A 16,620-nucleotide genomic window follows, 5' to 3' on the forward strand; every position below is an offset into this window, starting at 1 on the left:
GCTGCCGTTTATAGTCCAATTCCATAGGGTTACGATTTTTCGGATGTGCATTGCGTGCCGGCCTTCCTTTTCCAAGGGATTGAACGCCGGGGAAATCACGGGGGCAGAGACCCTCGGTCAAAGCAGCAAGACATGTACAGCATCACTTCATCTTAGGTTTGGCGGCAGTGAAATCGACCGTCGAGATTGGGGGACCGGTATGACTTACGCGCTTCGACAGATGGTGGTGCTTGGCTGTATCGCCGCATTCATGCCCCTCCCCGTGCTGGCCCAGAGCGCCCCGCCGCCCCCGCCCGTCACCGTCGCCAAGCCGGTCGTTCGCGATGTCGTCGACAGCGACGAATTCATCGGCCGCTTCGAGCCGGTCGACGAGGTCTCGGTTCGATCGCGCGTCGGTGGTTACCTGCAGGAAATTCATTTCCAGGACGGCGCATTGGTCAAGCAGGGCGATCTGCTCTTCGTCATCGATCAGCGGCCGTTCGTAACCGCGCTCAATCAGGCAAAGGCCACACTCGAATCGGCGCAATCCGCCCTGGTCTTTGCCGATGCGCAATATAAGCGCACGCAATCGCTAACTTCGAGCGGCAGCCAGTCAGCGCAGACGCTGGATGATCGCCGCCGCGAATTCGATTCGGCCGAGGCCAATGTCCGCGGCGCACAGGCCGCAGCCGACCGCGCCTCTCTCGACATGGAATATACCGAGATCAAGGCGCCGCTCAGCGGCCGCATCGACCGCCGGCTGATCTCGGCCGGCAACCTTGTGCAGACCGACCAGACTGTGCTGACGACGATCGTTTCGCTCGATCCGATCGATTTCTATTTCGACGTCGACGAGCGCCGGCTGCTGAATTTCGCCGACACGGCGCGCAAACTGGGCAAGGATCTCCAGCAGGGCGGTGGCGGACTGGATGTGTCCGTCACGATCTCGGATCCCAGTGCCAAACCGTTCAAGGGAAAGCTCGATTTCGCCGAGAACCGGGTCGACAATGAGAGTGGCACCATTCGTCTGCGTGCCCGCTTCCCCAATCCTGATCTCGTCCTTCAGCCCGGCCTGTTCGGTCGCATACAGGTCGAAGCCTCCAACACCTACCAGGCCATTCTCGTCCCCGACGAGGCCATCGGCTCGGACCAGAATGAGCGCGTCGTTTATGTCGTCGCCGAAGACGGCACGGTTTCGACCAAGCCCGTAAGGCCCGGACCGCGCCTCTACGGCTACCGCGTCATACGCGAGGGCCTTGACGGCACCGAGACGATCATCGTCAACGGCCTGATGCGCGCCCGGCCGGGCGCAAAGATCACGCCTCAGATGACCGAACTGCCGCAGGAGCGGCAGGACGCTCCGCCGGAAACTGCCGGCGCGGAGAGCGGACAATGAGATTTGCTCATTTTTTCGTGGACCGGCCGATCTTTGCGGCCGTCATCTCGATCCTTTTTCTCGTCGTCGGCAGCATTGCCTACACGCAATTGCCGGTATCGCAGTATCCGGAGATAGCGCCGCCGACCATCGTCGTGCGCACCTCTTATCCGGGCGCCGACCCGCAGACGATCGCCGATACTGTTTCGACACCGCTCGAACAACAGATCAACGGCGTCGAAGACATGCTTTATATGTCTTCTTACTCCAGCGCCGACGGCGCCATGTCGCTGACGATCACCTTCAAGCTCGGCACCGATCTCGACAAGGTCCAGGTGCTCGTCCAGAACCGCGTTTCCATCGCCCTTCCCCGTCTTCCCGAGGAAGTCCAGCGGCTTGGCGTGACCACCGACAAAAGCTCGCCGGATCTGATGATGGTGGTGCACCTGCTGTCGCCGTCGCACCGCTATGACCAGCTTTACGTCTCGAACTACGCCCGCAACCGCATCCGCGACGTTCTCGTGCGACTTGACGGCGTCGGCGACGTGCAGATCTTTGGCGAGCGCCAGTATTCGATGCGAATCTGGCTGGATCCGGAAAAGCTCTCCGCTTACGGGATGACATCCGATGACGTCGTCTCCGCGTTGAGAGATCAGAACGTCCAGGTGTCGGGCGGCAAGATCGGTGCCCCACCCGTCACCGGCAAGAATGCTTTCGAATATACGGTGCGAACGGACGGCCGCTTCTCCGACGTGCGCGAGTTCCGATATGTCATCGTGAAATCGACGACATCAGGCCGGCTCGTCCAGTTGCAGGACGTCGCCCGTATCGAACTCGGCGCACAGGATTACGTCACCAACAGTTATCTCAACAATGACCCCGCAGTTGCTCTCGGCATCTTCGCCCGGCCGGGAACCAACGCCCTGGACACTGCGCATCAGGTCCAGACGCTCATGAAGGACATCTCCCAGAATTTCCCGCCGGGCCTAGAATATCGTATCGTCTACGACACGACCGAATTCATCTCGGATTCCATCAACGAGGTCTATAGAACCATCGCCGAAGCGGCCATCCTGGTGGCAATCGTCGTTCTCGTCTTCCTGCAATCCTGGCGAACCGCGATCATTCCGATCATTGCCATCCCGGTATCGCTGATCGGCACCTTCGCCGTCCTGCTCGCCTTCGGCTTCTCGCTCAACATGCTCACGCTGTTCGGCCTCGTCCTCGCGATCGGTATCGTCGTCGACGACGCGATCGTGGTGGTGGAAAACGTCGAGCGCAATCTGGCGCGCGGGATGACGCCGAAGCAGGCGTCCCATGTCACGATGGACGAAGTCGGAACCGCCGTCGTCGCCATCTCGCTGGTGTTGATCGCCGTGTTCGTGCCGACAGCCTTCATTCCAGGCATCTCTGGCCAGTTCTACAGGCAGTTCGCGGTCACGATCTCCGTCACCACTGCAATTTCTGCATTGAATTCGCTCACACTGTCGCCCGCGCTCGCAGGCATATTACTGAAAACCCATGACCATGAAACCAAGCGCACGAATGTCGCATCCCGTCTGGGAAGAGGGCTTGCGGACGGCTTCAATCATGGATTCGATCGGCTGAGTTCCGGCTATTCATGGACCGTTCGGCATCTGGTCAGCAGCTGGGTAGGGTTGACAGCCGCGATGGTCACCTTCGTCTGCCTGCTCGGAGCGACCTGGTATATGGGCACGAAAGTTCCCGCGGGCTTTATCCCGACCATGGACCAGGGTTACGCCATCATCGTCATACAGCTACCTGACGGCGCCTCGCTCGCGCGTACCGATGCCGTCGTCAAACAGGTGGGCGATATCGCCCGCACCGTGCCCGGCGTCGGCAATGCCGTTCAATTTGCCGGCTTCAGCGGGGCGACATTCACCAATGCCTCGAATGCCGGCGTCGTCTTCGTCCCGTTCAAATCCTTTGCCGAACGTGAAGAAGGCGGAGAGAACGCCAACAAGATCATCGGCGAGCTTTACGGAAAGCTGCAAAGCATCCAGGAAGCCTTCATCATCGCCATCCCGCCGCCATCCGTGCGTGGCGTCGGCAATTCCGGCGGCTTCAAGATGCAGATTTCCGATCTCGAAAACGCCGACATGACGCGCGTCCTCGGCCTCGCCCGGCAGATGATGGGTGCGGCGGCAACGACCGAGGGGCTGACCGGCGTCTTTACGACATTCTCCGATGCAAGCCCGCAATATTTCCTGGCGATCGACCGCGACAAGGCACGTTTCCTGAATGTGCCGATCCCCAATATCTTCAACGCCCTTTCCATCAATCTCGGCGTCTCCTACGTCAACGATTTCAATGCGTTCGGCCGCGTCTACCAGGTTCGAGCCCAAGCCGACCGGCAATACCGCATGGACCGGGAAGACATCCTTGCCCTGAAGGTCCGGTCGGCGACCGGCGCGCTGGTTCCGCTTGGAACCTTGATGGACATCCAGGATGCCAGTGGCCCGGCGCTTGTCCAGCGCTACAACATGTATGTCTCGGTGCCGCTTCAGGGCAATCCGACGCCGGGCACGTCGACGGGCGATGCCATCGCCAAGATGGAGGCCTTAGCAGCCAAGATCCTGCCGCAGGGGACGACCTTCGAATGGACGGAACTCGCCTATCAGGAAACCCACACCGGCAACACCGCCATCTACATCTTCGCCCTGTCCGTCGTCTTCGTCTTCCTGGCGCTGGCGGCGCAATATGAAAGCTGGGTTCTCCCCCTGGCGATCATTCTCATTGTCCCGCTTGCGGTGCTCGCGGCGCTGATCGGGGTCTCGCTGAGGGGAATGGACAACAATGTCCTGACGCAGATCGGCCTGATTGTTCTGATCGGCCTTGCGGCCAAGAACGCTATTCTGATCGTCGAGTTCGCTAGGCAAGCGGAAGACGAGGGCAAGTCGCCGGTGGAGGCGGCTATCGAGGCCAGCCATCTTCGCCTGCGCCCGATCCTGATGACGGCATTCGCCTTTATCTTCGGCGTTCTGCCGCTTGCCATCGCCACCGGCCCCGGCGCCGAAATGCGCCAGTCGCTCGGCACAGCCGTCTTCTCGGGCATGCTCGGTGTGACGATCTTCGGCCTGTTCCTGACGCCGGTCTTCTACGTCGTGCTGCGCGGCTGGCGCCGTAACCGGCCGGCCACTGTAGAACCAGCTAGGACAGAGCCGGTCGAGGAAGGGGTCGTCTGAGACGATCCCACCCAGCTGAGGAAACGGAAGTCAGGTCGAAAACAGATGCACCTTGCCCTGCCACAAGCGGGCGACGGTGAGTTTGCCGCTGCGATAGGCGCGCGTATCGATATTGAGCCGCCTCGGCCGTATGTCGGGTTTGTCGTTCGGTGTATGGCCGTGAACGACGAGTTTTGGTAACGGCACCCGGCTTTCGAGAAACCGCTGGCGGATGAGGACCAGATCCTCGTCCGTCTGCCTGTCGAGCGGCAGTTTCGGATTGATGCCCGCATGCACGAAAATCACGCATGGGGTTTCCAGCAGGACAGGCATCGCCCGCATGAAATCGATATGCGTACGCGGCAGCGACTGGCGGATGAAGACATCGAGCTTCGCGCCGGTGGGGAAGACCAGCGGCAGGTGCTCCGGATCGAGGCCATAGGATTTGAGCGACTCCGCCGACCCCATCTTCATCCAATCGTCATAGGAGATCCAGCCGTCGATATAGTCGAGCATGGCGATTTCGTGATTGCCGGCAAGGCAGATGCGGTCGAATCCATCAGGCGGTGGCTCCATCAGATGGGTGATGACCTGTGCCGATTCCGGGCCGCGGTCGATATAGTCGCCGAGCGTGACGATCAGCTTACGCCCGGGCAGCCGCGCGCCATCACGCAGGATCGCCGCCTCGGCTTTCACAAGCAGATCGTACCGACCGTGAATGTCGCCGATCGCATAGGTTGGCATAGCGGCAATATCCAGCGTCAGACGCGGTCTCGGCTGGCGCGCCATTTTCGAAACCTCGCTGTTGCGAGCACGAGAGTCGCTCATCATATTTCTCGATCAAGGAAGCCCCACTTCACCGTAAGTAGAGTAAAGGACAAGGCAATCAAGCTGGTAAGAAAATTCAAAGCACACGGCTTTTGTAGAAAAACCGGCCTTATCATTCGAGGGTCAATCCCTCACTCCTGTAACCGTCGAGGAAAGAGTGACCGATGGGAACGGTATCGCAGTTTCATGAGAGCCTGAGGCCTCCCGCGCATCGCATCGAAAGCGAAGAGGAGGCGATATCCACGGCCCGCGACCTCGCCGCCGCATTCCGGCATCAGGCGAGCGAGCGTGACATCAACCGCATCCTGCCCTTTGCCGAACTCGACGCACTGTCGGTATCAGGGCTGACGGCAATCACTGTTCCGCCTGACCATGAAGGGCTCGACGTGTCGAACGCCCTGCTCGCCGAAATCGTTGCGATCATCGCCGAGGGCGATGCATCGATCGGCGAGGCGCTGGAAAGTCATTTTTGTGCGCTAGAAACGCTGCGCACCCAGGCTGCCGAGGATTTGAAGGCATCGCTGTTTGCCCGCGTGCTGCTCGGTGACCGCTTCGCGGGCGCCACCTTCACCGACGGGGGCGAACTGACCGCCGAAGGTCCGGGCTACCGCCTGAGCGGGCGCACGCGTCAGGCGCCCGGTATTCTATTCGCCGACTGGATCGCCGCTGCCGCCACCGCTCCGCCCAGCCGCCCGGTGACACTCTACCTCGCACCCGGTGAAGAAGGCGTGCAGGTGGTCGACGATTGGGACGGCTTCGGCCAGCGCACCAATGGATCGGCGACGGCGATCGTCGGAACGCTTCATGTCAATGCCGATGCGATTGCGCCTGCTCCCTCCTCCGGATATTCGACCGGCATCTCGCTCGGCCTGCTGCTCAAGGCGGGCGTCAGCCTGGGCATCGCCCGGGCCGCATGGAGCGACCTGATGACCGCAATTGGCGATCGCAGCACCACCGTCCTTCCCCAGATCGGCGAACGCGCCATCCGCATCGAAGCAACGGCGGCAGCCTTGGAACGGGCTGGCCGCAAACTCGACATTGCCCAGGTCAATCCTGTTGAGGCCGCGATGGCGGACGCGCATTTCTCCGCCTCGGCGGCCGCAATCCTTGCCGGGGAAACGGCGCTTACCACCGCAAACGCGCTGTTCGAACTTGCAGGGGAAATATCGGCCGGCATCGGCCTCAATCTAGACCGCCATTGGCGCAATGCCCGCATTCACGCGCTATCCCTGCCGCGGGATAAGCTGATGCACACCGCGGGCGAATATATGTCGAAGCCCGGCGGCGCCTAGAGCCTTTCCTCGTCAGCTGGCCGCGGAGATCGGGAATTCTTCCTTGGCGCCGTCGATGCGGCCGCCATCGGCGACGAATTGCTCGAGGGTCATATTGTCGAGAATGGCGGCGATCGCGTCCCGAACATCGGTCATCGAGCGCCGCACCTGACAGGTTTCCGGATCGGCACAGTCGTCGCAGGCCTCGTAAGCCGTACGGCTGGCGCAGCGGATCGGCGCCAACGGCCCGTCGAGCGTGCGGATGACATGGCCGATGCGGATTTCGGTTGCCGGCCGCGACAGGGAATAGCCGCCGCCCGGTCCCTTCTTCGAGCGCAGGATGCCGACATTGCGCAGTTCGAGCAGGATGGTATCGAGAAACTTCTTCGGGATATTGTTGCGGGCCGCGATGTCATTGATGAAGGCGGTCTCACCCGGCGCCAGCCGCGCCAAGTCGACCAGCGCCTTCAGCCCGTATTTTCCCTTTTTCGTCAGCATCGTCGTCGCCTTGTAGAAGTCGCAGTATTTATCCTGCCAATAGCAGGCAAATAGCGTCAAAAGCGTGAACATACAACAAAATAGCTATTATTTATAGCTTGTATCGGCAACGTCCACAGAAACGCCCGGCAGCATCGAGAAAGACCGGCCGCCGCGCGCCCTTCCGGGAGTCTCGGTCAGATCGTCTTCAGCATGCCGCCATCGACGAAATAGGTCGAGCCGATGCAATAGCTCGCACGCTCCGAACTCAGGAAGACGAAGACGTTGGCCAGCTCCTCGGGCGTGCCGAAGCGTTTGGAGGCGGCGTGCTCGTTGGCGACGCTCTGCAGATAACCTTCCCAGTTGCCGCCGGTTTCAGCCGTCAATTGTTTGGCGGTCTTGATCCAGTCGGGCGTCAGGATCAGGCCGGCATTGACGCAGTTGACGCGGATATTGTCCTTGATGAGCTCGGTCGAGAGCGTCTTCGAAAACATCATCAGCGCCGACTTGCTGACATTGTAGATCGGCTCGTACCAGAGCGGCTGGACGGCGCAGATCGAGGCATTGTGCAGGATTACCCCGCCGCCGCGTTCCTTCATCTGCGGCGCAATGCCGCGCGCCAGCCGCACGGCGGCCATCACATGCAGGTCCCAATAGTCTTGCCACTTCTCGTCGGGCGCCTCCATCACCGTCTCGTTTGACCCGGTGCCGGCATTGTTGATGAGGATATCGGCGCCGCCTTTTTCGGCCGCCGCCGCGATGATCGCCTCGGTTCCCGCAACCGTCGCCACATCGGCCGCGACAGCGGCGGCGCTGACGCCGTACTTCTCGGCAATACGGGCGGCTTCCGCCTCGAGCCGTTCGCCGCCGCGTGCTGCCAGCACGAGGTCGGCGCCCTCAGCCGCCAGCCCCTCAGCGATCGCCAGCCCGATGCCGACCGACGCACCTGTTATGACGGCAGTCTTACCCTTCAATCCGAGATCCATGTCTTCCTCCGCAAACGGCCGGAGATTCCGGCCTGATGTGCCAAGTGTTTCGCCAATGAACCCGGGCGTCAAGCGCCCGAACACCTCTTGCGGCAAGCGCCGATCTGTCGCATGCCTGCATCAACAGATGGGAGGAGTTTTCATGCGACGTTATTCAGCCTGCATAGAATGGCTGTTTGCCGAAGAGGGCGACAGCTTTCCCGATCGCATCCGCCGCGCCCGTGCGGCCGGCCTGACGACGATCGAATTCTGGCGCTGGACCGGCAAGGATCTGGATGCGATCGAGGCGGCGCTGAAGGAAACCAGCCTTGCTGTCTCCAGCCTCGTCGCCGAACCGATGATCGCGCTGACCGACACCGCCAACCGGCAGGCCTGGCTGAAAGGCCTTGCCGAATCCGTCACTGTCGCGGAACGTCTCGGCGCGCCGGTGCTGATTGCCCAGGCGGGCGACGAACTCCCGGGCTTGACTCGCCAAGAACAGCGCCGGGCGCTGACCGAAACGTTGAGAGCCGGCGCCGATATCCTCAAAGGCAGCGGTGTCCGCCTCGGCGTCGAGCCGCTCAACATCCGCATCGACCATGTCGGCTATTTCCTCGATTCGACCCGCGAAGGCCTCGACATCATCGATGACGTCGCTCGCCCCGAGATCGGCATCGTCTACGACATCTACCATTCCGCCGTGATGGACGAGCGCACCGAGGAGGTGCTGAACGGCCGTCTCGACCGTATCATCCACGTCCACGTCGCCGATCACCCTGGCCGCAACGAACCAGGCTCCGGCGATATCGACCTTGCCCGACGTCTCGACTGGATCTTCGCCAACGGTTACGCCGGCGCCGTCGGTCTGGAATACCGGCCGACTAGGCCCGGCGCGGACGCAGTCAAGGCCGCGATTGCTTCGCTCGGCGGTTAAACCTCGGCGGCATCGACGCTTGCCGCCGCCTTGCAGGGTCCGGCCGAGCGGCGCTCGATAATGCGCGAGGCGATCATGATGCGCCGCGCCGGCATGCCCGGCAGGCGCGGATTTTCGATGCGCTCGAGCAAAAGCCGCAGCCCGACCGCCCCGCATTCCTGCCCCTCCATCCTCACCGTCGTCAGCGCCGGCGAGATCTGCGTCGCCGGCGAGTAGTCGCCGAAACCAACGACCGAAATATCGTCGGGAATGCGGTATCCCTGACCGAGCAACTCGGAAACCACGGTCAGGGCCAGCCCGTCATGGGCGCAGAAAAAGGCCGTCGGCCGGATGCCTTTTTCCACGAGTGCCCGGAAGGCTGCGCTGAAGCCATTCTCTTCGTCAAACTGCATAACATGAAGCGCAACGTCAGGATAACGTTCGGCGATTTCTCGGGCACCGTAATGCCGCTCCTGGCGCCCCCGCAGGCCCGGCATGCCATAGACGTAAACGATGGACCGATGGCCGAGCCCGACCAGATACTCCAGCACCGCCTGCCCTGCCTCATGGTCGGTGCCGCCGACATGGTCGATCTGTTCGAGCGCATCGACCCAGCCGAAACGCACGATTGGAACGCCGGTGGCACTCACCGCCGCCACGGCCTCACGGGCATGCGGGCCGACGAGCATCAGCCCGTCGCAAGTGCGCGCCAGCTCTTCCAACTGGCCGGAATCATGGGTCCAGCGTACGCGCAGCGTCATGCCAAGCCGATGAGCCTCGCGCTGCACACCGTTCTGCACCTGCATATAGAGCTCACTGTTGATGGCATCGAGATCGTGAAAGACGACCGCGACCTCGCCGGCAGTACCCTGCCCGGCGGGCTTGGTATAGCCGAGGCGCTGCGCCGTCTCGCGGATCAGCGCGCGCGTTTCTTCGCTGACGCCGCTCTTGCCGGCAAGCGAGCGCGACACGGCGTATTTTGACAGGCCGACCTCCCGCGCGATCGTCTGCAATGTAACCCGGCCCCTGCTTCCCACGTGGCACCTCGCCGTTCGATTGATGCGACGCTGGCTATATCAACCGCGCCGGTAAGGCAAATTTTCGCACTAACAGAAACATAACGCTTTACCTAACAATATCCAAATGTAATCTTTCCCTCATCCCAGCCCACAGCAAAAATAATGATAAGGGCCGGATTTTTGGAGGAGATTCCTATGATCAAGCTGAAACGACGTGCGTTTCTGGCCGGGACGTCGGCCGCCCTGATATTGCCGGCCCTGCCGGTTTTCGCCGCTGACTTCAAGGAAGCGGATATCCTGAAAGCGAAAGTGTCGAGCGGCGCCCTGCCGGGTCTGAAGGAGCGGCTTCCTGAAAATCCGCTCGTCGTCAAACCGGTCGAAAGCGTCGGCAAGTACGGCGGCGACTGGAACATGGCGCTGGTCGGCGGCGGGTCGCTGTCGATGCTGTTCCGCTACCAGGCCTACGAGCCGCTGTTGCGCTATACGCCCGACTGGTCTGGCGTGACGCTGAATGTCGCTGAGTCCTTCGAGGGCGACGCCGACTCCAAGGTCTATACGATCCGCCTGCGCAAGGGCATGAAATGGTCGGACGGCCATCCCTACACCACCGCCGACATCAAGTTCTGGTACGACACCGTTTTCACCGACAAGCGCGTCGCCTTCGTCGGCCAGGATCATTGGAAGTCCGGCGGCAAGCCGGCCAAGCTGGAGATCGTCGATGAGCAGACCTTCAAGGTCACCTTCGACAAGCCGAACGGCCTCTTCCCGCTGCAGGTCGCCTGGGCAAACAACGACCAGACGACGCGCACACCGAAACATTATCTCGAGCAGTTCCACATCGACTTCAATCCGAAGGCCGATGAACTCGCCAAGCAACGCGGCTTTGAAAGCTGGATCGCCTCCTTCCAGGCGGCCGCCGGTTTCCAGGACGACAACGCCTTCTTCCTGAACTCCTCGAAGAAGCCCTGCGTGCATGCCTGGATGTTCACGATAGCGCCCGGAGAAAACACCGAACGCGCCGTTGCCGAACGCAATCCCTACTATTGGAAGGTCGACACCGAGGGCAACCAGTTGCCCTATATGGACCGCATCGTCTACCAGATGGTCGCCGACCCGCAGGTTCTGTTGCTGAAGGCCATGCAGGGCGAAGTCGACCTGATGGACCAGTATATCGCCACGCCGAACAACAAGTCGGTTCTCTACGATGCGCGTGAGCAGGGCGGCTATGATTTCTACACGCTGACTTCGACCGAAGCCAATGTGATGAATTTCATCTTCAACCTGAACCACAACGACGAGACCAAGCGGAAGCTCTTCCGGAACAAGGATTTCCGTGCGGCACTCTCGACAGCACTCGACCGGCAGTCGCTGATCGATGCGGTGCTCGTCGGCCAGGGCGCGCCTGCCCAGCCGTCGGTCAAGAAGGAGGACCCGCTCTACAACGAGCAGCTCGCCACGCAGTTCACGGCCTATGACGTCGACAAGGCGAATGCCATGCTCGACCAGCTCGTGCCGAAGCGCGACGACCAGAACTTCCGCCTCGACGAAAAGGGCCGCCGCCTGACGATCATATTCGAGATCGACCAGGCGCGCGCCGTCTTCCTCGATCTCTTCCAGCTGGTGATCCCGATGTTCCAGGCGGTCGGCATCGATGCACAGATGCGCTCGATGGACCGTTCGCTCTGGGAAACGCGCGTCCGTCAAGGCCGTGATTTCGATGCGACCGCCCACCAGTTCGGCGCAAATGGCGGCGTCGCCGCCATGCTCGACCCGCGCTATTACGTGCCGACCGATGCCAACGCCATGTATGCCCCGGCTTGGCAGCTCTGGTATCGCGACCGCGCCAATGCCAATGCTGAGGAACCGCCGGAAAGCACGAAGAACCAGCTTGCGCTCTACGACAAGCTGAAGGCGACCTCCGACGCATCAGGCCAACGCGAGGTCATGAAGCAGATCCTGCAAGGCGCCGCCGACAATTTTTATGTCTTCGGCATCTCGCTGCCGCCCGATGGATACGGCGTCGTCAAGAACAACATGAAAAACGTCACGAAGATCATGCCGAACTCTTTCGGCTGGCCGACGCCCGCTCCGACCATGCCGGAGCAGTTCTACAAGGTCTGAAGACCTTTATCCCAGGAGCCTAGTTAGGCGCCGGCCCCGCCGGTTGGCGCCGAGGACCTTCTTTTGCCAATGATTGGATGAAGACGATGCTCGATGCCAGAAAACAGAACACCCACACGCTAAGGACGCCGGACTGGTTCAAGACCGCGACCCGCTGGACCCAGCTGACCTTCGTGGAAGACGACCCGGAGAAATACGACCCGGCCTTCTGGATCGATGTCTTCAAACGCACGAAATCGAACGCGGTCTGCCTCAGTGCCGGCGGCTATATCGCCTATTATCCGAGCGAAGTGCCTTACCACTATGTGAGCAAATATCTCGGCGACAAGGATATCTTCGGCGCGCTCGTCGACGCCGCCCGCAAACTCGACATGCATGTTATGGCCCGCGTCGACCCGCATGCGATCCATGACGATGCCGCCAAAGCCCATCCGGAATGGGTGATGATCAACGCCGACGGCACGCCGCGCCGCCACTGGGCCTATCCCGATGTCTGGGTGACCAATGCCTATGGCGACTACAACAGCGTCTTCATGCCTGAGGTGGTCAAGGAGATCGTCCGCAAATACGATATCGATGCGGTCTTCGCCAATCGCTGGCAGGGCCACGGCGTCGATTATAGCGAAGACAGCGCCCGCCGCTTCAAGGACATGTCCGGCCACGCCTTGCCTGTAAAACCCGATGCCGAGGATCCCGCCTGGCAGGCCTGGGTGCAATGGCGCCGCCGCGTGCTCACCGACATGATCGCGCAATGGGACGATGCCGTCAAAGCGATCCGCCCGCATGCGAGCTTCATCCCGAACATGGGCGGCGCGTCGCTGATGGAATTCGACCTCTCGGTCATCGCCAGGCACTGCCCCTTCCTCGTCGTCGACCATCAGGGCCGCAAGGGCCTCGAGCTCGGCTGGTCGGCTGGCCGCAACGGCAAGCGCATCCGCGCCACCTTCCCCGACCGCCCGGTCGTACTGATCACCTCGATCGGCCCGGAGGAGGAATATCGCTGGAAGGATGCCGTCACCTCGGGTGAGGAGATGCAGCTCTGGATCAACGACGGCACCGCCCACGGCCTCTACGCCTGGTTCACCAAGTTCAACGGTGTCGTGCCCGACAAACGCTGGGTCGAGCCGGTGGCCGACGCATTCGGCCTGCAGGCAGCCGTCGAGCCGGTGCTCGAAAGCATGAAGCCGACCGCCGAAATCGCCGTCATCGATCCCTCGACGACGCTGCGCCATTGGGCGCCGGAAGAGCGGCATTCCGCCGAGAAGCACGATCTCGGTCTCTATCACGCCCTCGTCGAAGCTCGACTGCCCTTCGAGCTGCTCTCGGACCAGGTGCTGACCGAGGAAAACCTCGACCGCTTCAAGCTGATCATCCTTGCCAACGCTTCCTGCCTTTCGGATGCGCAGAACGCGGCGATCCGCGCCTATGTCGATCGCGGCGGCAGCGTCATTGCCTCCTACGAGACGTCGCTGCGTGACGAATTCGGCAAGAAGCGTGACGAATTCGGCCTGGCCGACGTGCTCGGCGCCAGATACGTCTCCGGCCCGCGCGGCATCGTCAAGAACACCTATGTCGCCCTTTCCAGCGATCACCCGATCAATCAGGGTTTCGACGGCGCCGAACGCATCATGGGCGGCACCCGCCTGATCCATGCCGAACCGTCGACCGATGCGAAGACGCCCTTCCTCTACGTCCCCGATTTTCCCGATCTGCCGATGGAAGAGGTCTACCCGCGCGAGGCCCCGAAAGGTGCTGCCGTCATCGCCCGCGAGACCGGCAAGGGCGGACGCACGGTTTACATCCCCTGGAATATCGGCGAGATCTTCTGGGAGGTCTTTGCCGTCGACCACGCCCGGCTCATCACCAACACCGTCCATTGGGCACTCGGCAAGACGCCGCGTGTCACCGTCAAAGGCAAGGGCGTCGTCGATCTGGCGCTGCGTGAAAACGGTGAGGGCCTGGCGCTCAGCATCTTCAACCTCACCAACCCGATGATGATGAAAGGCCCGATCCGCGACAATTACCCTCTGGCAGCGCAGACCGTTTCGGTGGAGATTCCGGAGGGTCGATCGGTGGCGAAGGCGTGGCTCGTCGTTGCCGACCGCGCGGCAAGCTTCAGCTTTGCGAATGGCCGCGCCGAGGTGGAGGTACCTGGTATCGATCGGCTGGAGGTCCTGCATCTCACCTGGAAATGAGGTGATACGCGACGGAGGAGCGCTTTCGGCCTGGAGGGCCGAAGGCGGGTGAAGATCCGGGGAAGCGCGTCACAGCGTTCCCGACGGGAGGAGAAACGTTTCGATGCTTGGCTATATCTTCAAGCGCGTGCTCTACATGATCCCGACCTTGTTTGGCATGTCGCTGATCTCGTTCCTGATCATCCAGCTGCCGCCGGGTGACTATTTGACCTCGATGATCGCCACCATGAGCGACAGCGGCCAGACCGTCGATCCCGCGCAGATCGAGCGGCTGAAGGAAATCTACGGCTTCGACGACCCCTTCTATGTCCAATACCTGAAATGGATCTGGGGCATCGTCAGCCGCGGCGACTTCGGCTACTCCTTCGAGTGGGGCCAGCCCGTCTCCGGGCTGATCTGGGGCCGCATGGGCTCGACGCTGGTGATCTCGCTCTTGAGCCTGCTCTTCGTCTGGATCGTCGCTTTACCGATCGGCATCTATTCCGCCGTCCGCCGCCACTCCGTCGGCGACCATGTCTTCACTTTCCTCGGCTTCATCGGCCTTGCCGTACCGAACTTCATCCTGGCGCTGACTCTGATGTACATCGCCTATAAATATCTCGGCCAGAGCGTCGGCGGGCTGATCTCGCCTGAGTATGCCGAGGCGCCCTGGAGCCTCGCCAAGGTCGGCGATTTCCTCGCCCATCTCTGGATCCCGATCATCATCATCGGCGCATCCGGAACGGCAGCGATGATTCGCATCCTGCGCGCCAACCTGACCGACGAGCTGCACAAGCCCTATGTCGTCACCGCCCGCGCCAAGGGACTGCCGGAATACAAGGTGATCCTCAAATATCCGGTCAGAATCGCGCTCAATCCCTTCGTCTCGGCGATCGGCTGGGTGCTGCCGCATCTCGTCTCGGGCGTGACGATCACCGCCATCGTGCTGAACCTTCCGACCGCAGGTCCCCTGCTTTTCCGCGCGCTGATCTCGCAGGACATGTATCTCGCCGGCAGCTTCATCCTGCTATTGAGCGCGCTGACCCTTGTCGGCATGCTGCTGTCGGATCTGCTGCTGGCGCTGCTCGATCCGCGCATCCGGTTCAATTGAGGGGAATGCGATGAGCACGCACGAAACCTTCGGAAACCACGCTGGTCCGCTTCACACTGTTGCCGATGGTCCCTCGATCAGCCCGCTGAAACAGGGCAAGACCGTCTCGACCGCTGCGATCGGCCCCTGGCGGCTGGTTGCCGGCAAACTGATCCGCCAGAAGGTGGCGATGGTGGCCGGCGCCATCATCCTCTTCCTCTATCTGGTTGGCCTCTTCGCCGAATTCCTGGCGCCGGCTTTGCCGATGACCTCGCGGCCGCAATATACCTATGCCCCGCCGCAGGGCCTCAGCTTCTTCGTCGAAAAACCGGACGGCAGTTCGGAGTTCAATTTTCACGTGAAGGGCTACAAGGTCGAGATCGACAAGGTGGCACTGCGCCGCACCTTCGTCGTCGACGACACCAAGGTTGTCCCAATCGGCTTCTTCGTCAAAGGCGCGGCCTACGATCTCTGGGGCCTGATCCCGATGAACCGCCACCTGATCGGCCCCCTCGACCAGAACGACCCGATGTATCTGCTCGGCGCCGACCGGCTCGGCCGCGACGTCTTCTCGCGCCTCGTCTACGGCACCCGTGTATCCATGTCGATCGGCCTCGTCGGCGTCGCCATGTCGCTGATATTGGGCGTCGTACTCGGCTCGATCTCCGGCTTCTACGGCGGCTGGGTCGATACGCTGATCCAGCGCGTCATCGAGGTCGTCAGCGCCATGCCGACCATCCCGCTGTGGCTCGGCCTGGCGGCGGCGATCCCACTGACATGGTCGCCGGTCAATGTCTATTTCGTCATAACGATCATCGTCTCGCTGCTCGGTTGGACCAGCCTGGCGCGGGAGGTGCGCGGCCGGTTCCTGGCACTGCGCAGCGAGGATTTCGTCGTCGCCGCCCGGCTCGACGGATCGAGCGAAGCGCGGCTGATCTTCCGCCACATCCTGCCGTCGCTGACCAGCCACATCCTTGCGGTCGTGACGCTGGCCGTGCCGACCATGATCGTCGCCGAGACTTCGCTGTCCTTCCTCGGCATCGGCCTCAAGCCGCCGGTCGTCAGCTGGGGCGTGCTGCTGCAGGACGCCCAGAACATCCGCACCGTCGCCACCGCGCCGTGGCTCCTGATCTGGCCGTCACTCGCGGTCGTCGTAGCCGTCCTGTCCTTCAATTTCTTCGGCGACGGCCTGCGCGATGCCGCCGACCCCTATGACAATTGAG

12 protein-coding genes are annotated in these 16,620 nt (G+C 61.8%); 8 read left to right on the forward strand and 4 right to left on the reverse strand.

The features are described from left to right. The first annotated feature begins 199 nt into the window (after positions 1–199). Positions 200–1,375 carry an efflux RND transporter periplasmic adaptor subunit gene (locus G9X67_RS09460; protein WP_138330172.1) on the forward strand — a complete coding sequence of 392 codons (1,176 nt, stop codon included), beginning with the start codon at positions 200–202 and terminating at the stop codon, positions 1,373–1,375. Further along, a complete protein-coding gene (locus G9X67_RS09465) occupies positions 1,372–4,560 on the forward strand; it encodes a multidrug efflux RND transporter permease subunit (protein WP_138330171.1) in 3,189 nt (1,062 codons plus the stop codon). The genes G9X67_RS09460 and G9X67_RS09465 overlap by 4 nt, the downstream gene beginning before the upstream one ends. 30 nt (positions 4,561–4,590) lie before the next feature. Here the strand turns inward: G9X67_RS09465 and G9X67_RS09470 are convergent, their stop codons facing one another. Further along, complete coding sequence (locus tag G9X67_RS09470; RefSeq protein WP_171598552.1) at positions 4,591–5,367, reverse strand: metallophosphoesterase family protein; 777 nt, start codon at positions 5,365–5,367, stop codon at positions 4,591–4,593. Between the two features lie 164 nt (positions 5,368–5,531). On the opposite strand from G9X67_RS09470, the gene G9X67_RS09475 reads away from it, so the two are divergent. Next, the gene (locus G9X67_RS09475) at positions 5,532–6,659 is read left to right on the forward strand and encodes a monooxygenase (protein ID WP_171598553.1); all 1,128 of its coding nucleotides are present in this window, start codon (positions 5,532–5,534) and stop codon (positions 6,657–6,659) included. 12 nt (positions 6,660–6,671) lie between these two features. On the opposite strand, the gene G9X67_RS09480 is transcribed toward G9X67_RS09475, so the two are convergent. After that, a complete protein-coding gene (locus tag G9X67_RS09480; protein WP_011653231.1) occupies positions 6,672–7,136 on the reverse strand; it encodes an Rrf2 family transcriptional regulator in 465 nt (154 codons plus the stop codon). 176 nt (positions 7,137–7,312) lie between these two features. Beyond that, positions 7,313–8,101 (reverse strand): SDR family oxidoreductase, encoded by a 789-nt coding sequence (locus G9X67_RS09485; protein ID WP_129421472.1) that lies wholly within the window; start codon positions 8,099–8,101, stop codon positions 7,313–7,315. 142 nt (positions 8,102–8,243) lie between these two features. Between G9X67_RS09485 and G9X67_RS09490 the strand changes: the two genes are divergently transcribed. Further along, positions 8,244–9,014 (forward strand): TIM barrel protein, encoded by a 771-nt coding sequence (locus G9X67_RS09490; protein ID WP_171598554.1) that lies wholly within the window; start codon positions 8,244–8,246, stop codon positions 9,012–9,014. Here G9X67_RS09490 and G9X67_RS09495 read toward each other — a convergent pair. Further along, positions 9,011–10,030, reverse strand: a complete 1,020-nt coding sequence (locus tag G9X67_RS09495) for a LacI family DNA-binding transcriptional regulator (RefSeq protein ID WP_138330168.1) — start codon at positions 10,028–10,030, stop codon at positions 9,011–9,013. The two genes, G9X67_RS09490 and G9X67_RS09495, sit on opposite strands and share 4 nt — an antisense overlap. 177 nt (positions 10,031–10,207) lie before the next feature. Here G9X67_RS09495 and G9X67_RS09500 point away from each other — a divergent pair, with 177 nt between their 5' ends. From G9X67_RS09500 to G9X67_RS09515, 4 genes are all read left to right on the forward strand, one after another. Continuing rightward, complete coding sequence (locus G9X67_RS09500) at positions 10,208–12,133, forward strand: ABC transporter substrate-binding protein (RefSeq protein WP_138330167.1); 1,926 nt, start codon at positions 10,208–10,210, stop codon at positions 12,131–12,133. Positions 12,134–12,219: 86 nt separating this feature from the next. After that, the gene (locus tag G9X67_RS09505; protein ID WP_171598555.1) at positions 12,220–14,328 is read left to right on the forward strand and encodes an alpha-amylase family protein; all 2,109 of its coding nucleotides are present in this window, start codon (positions 12,220–12,222) and stop codon (positions 14,326–14,328) included. A gap of 103 nt (positions 14,329–14,431) precedes the next feature. Beyond that, a complete protein-coding gene (locus G9X67_RS09510) occupies positions 14,432–15,418 on the forward strand; it encodes an ABC transporter permease (protein WP_072637375.1) in 987 nt (328 codons plus the stop codon). Positions 15,419–15,428: 10 nt separating this feature from the next. Then, on the forward strand, positions 15,429–16,619 hold the full coding sequence (locus G9X67_RS09515) for an ABC transporter permease (protein ID WP_171598556.1): 1,191 nt from the start codon (positions 15,429–15,431) through the stop codon (positions 16,617–16,619). Position 16,620: the final 1 nt, after the last annotated feature.

It is taken from the genome of Rhizobium sp. WYCCWR 11152 (assembly GCF_013087615.1).
Lineage (GTDB): Bacteria > Pseudomonadota > Alphaproteobacteria > Rhizobiales > Rhizobiaceae > Rhizobium > Rhizobium indicum.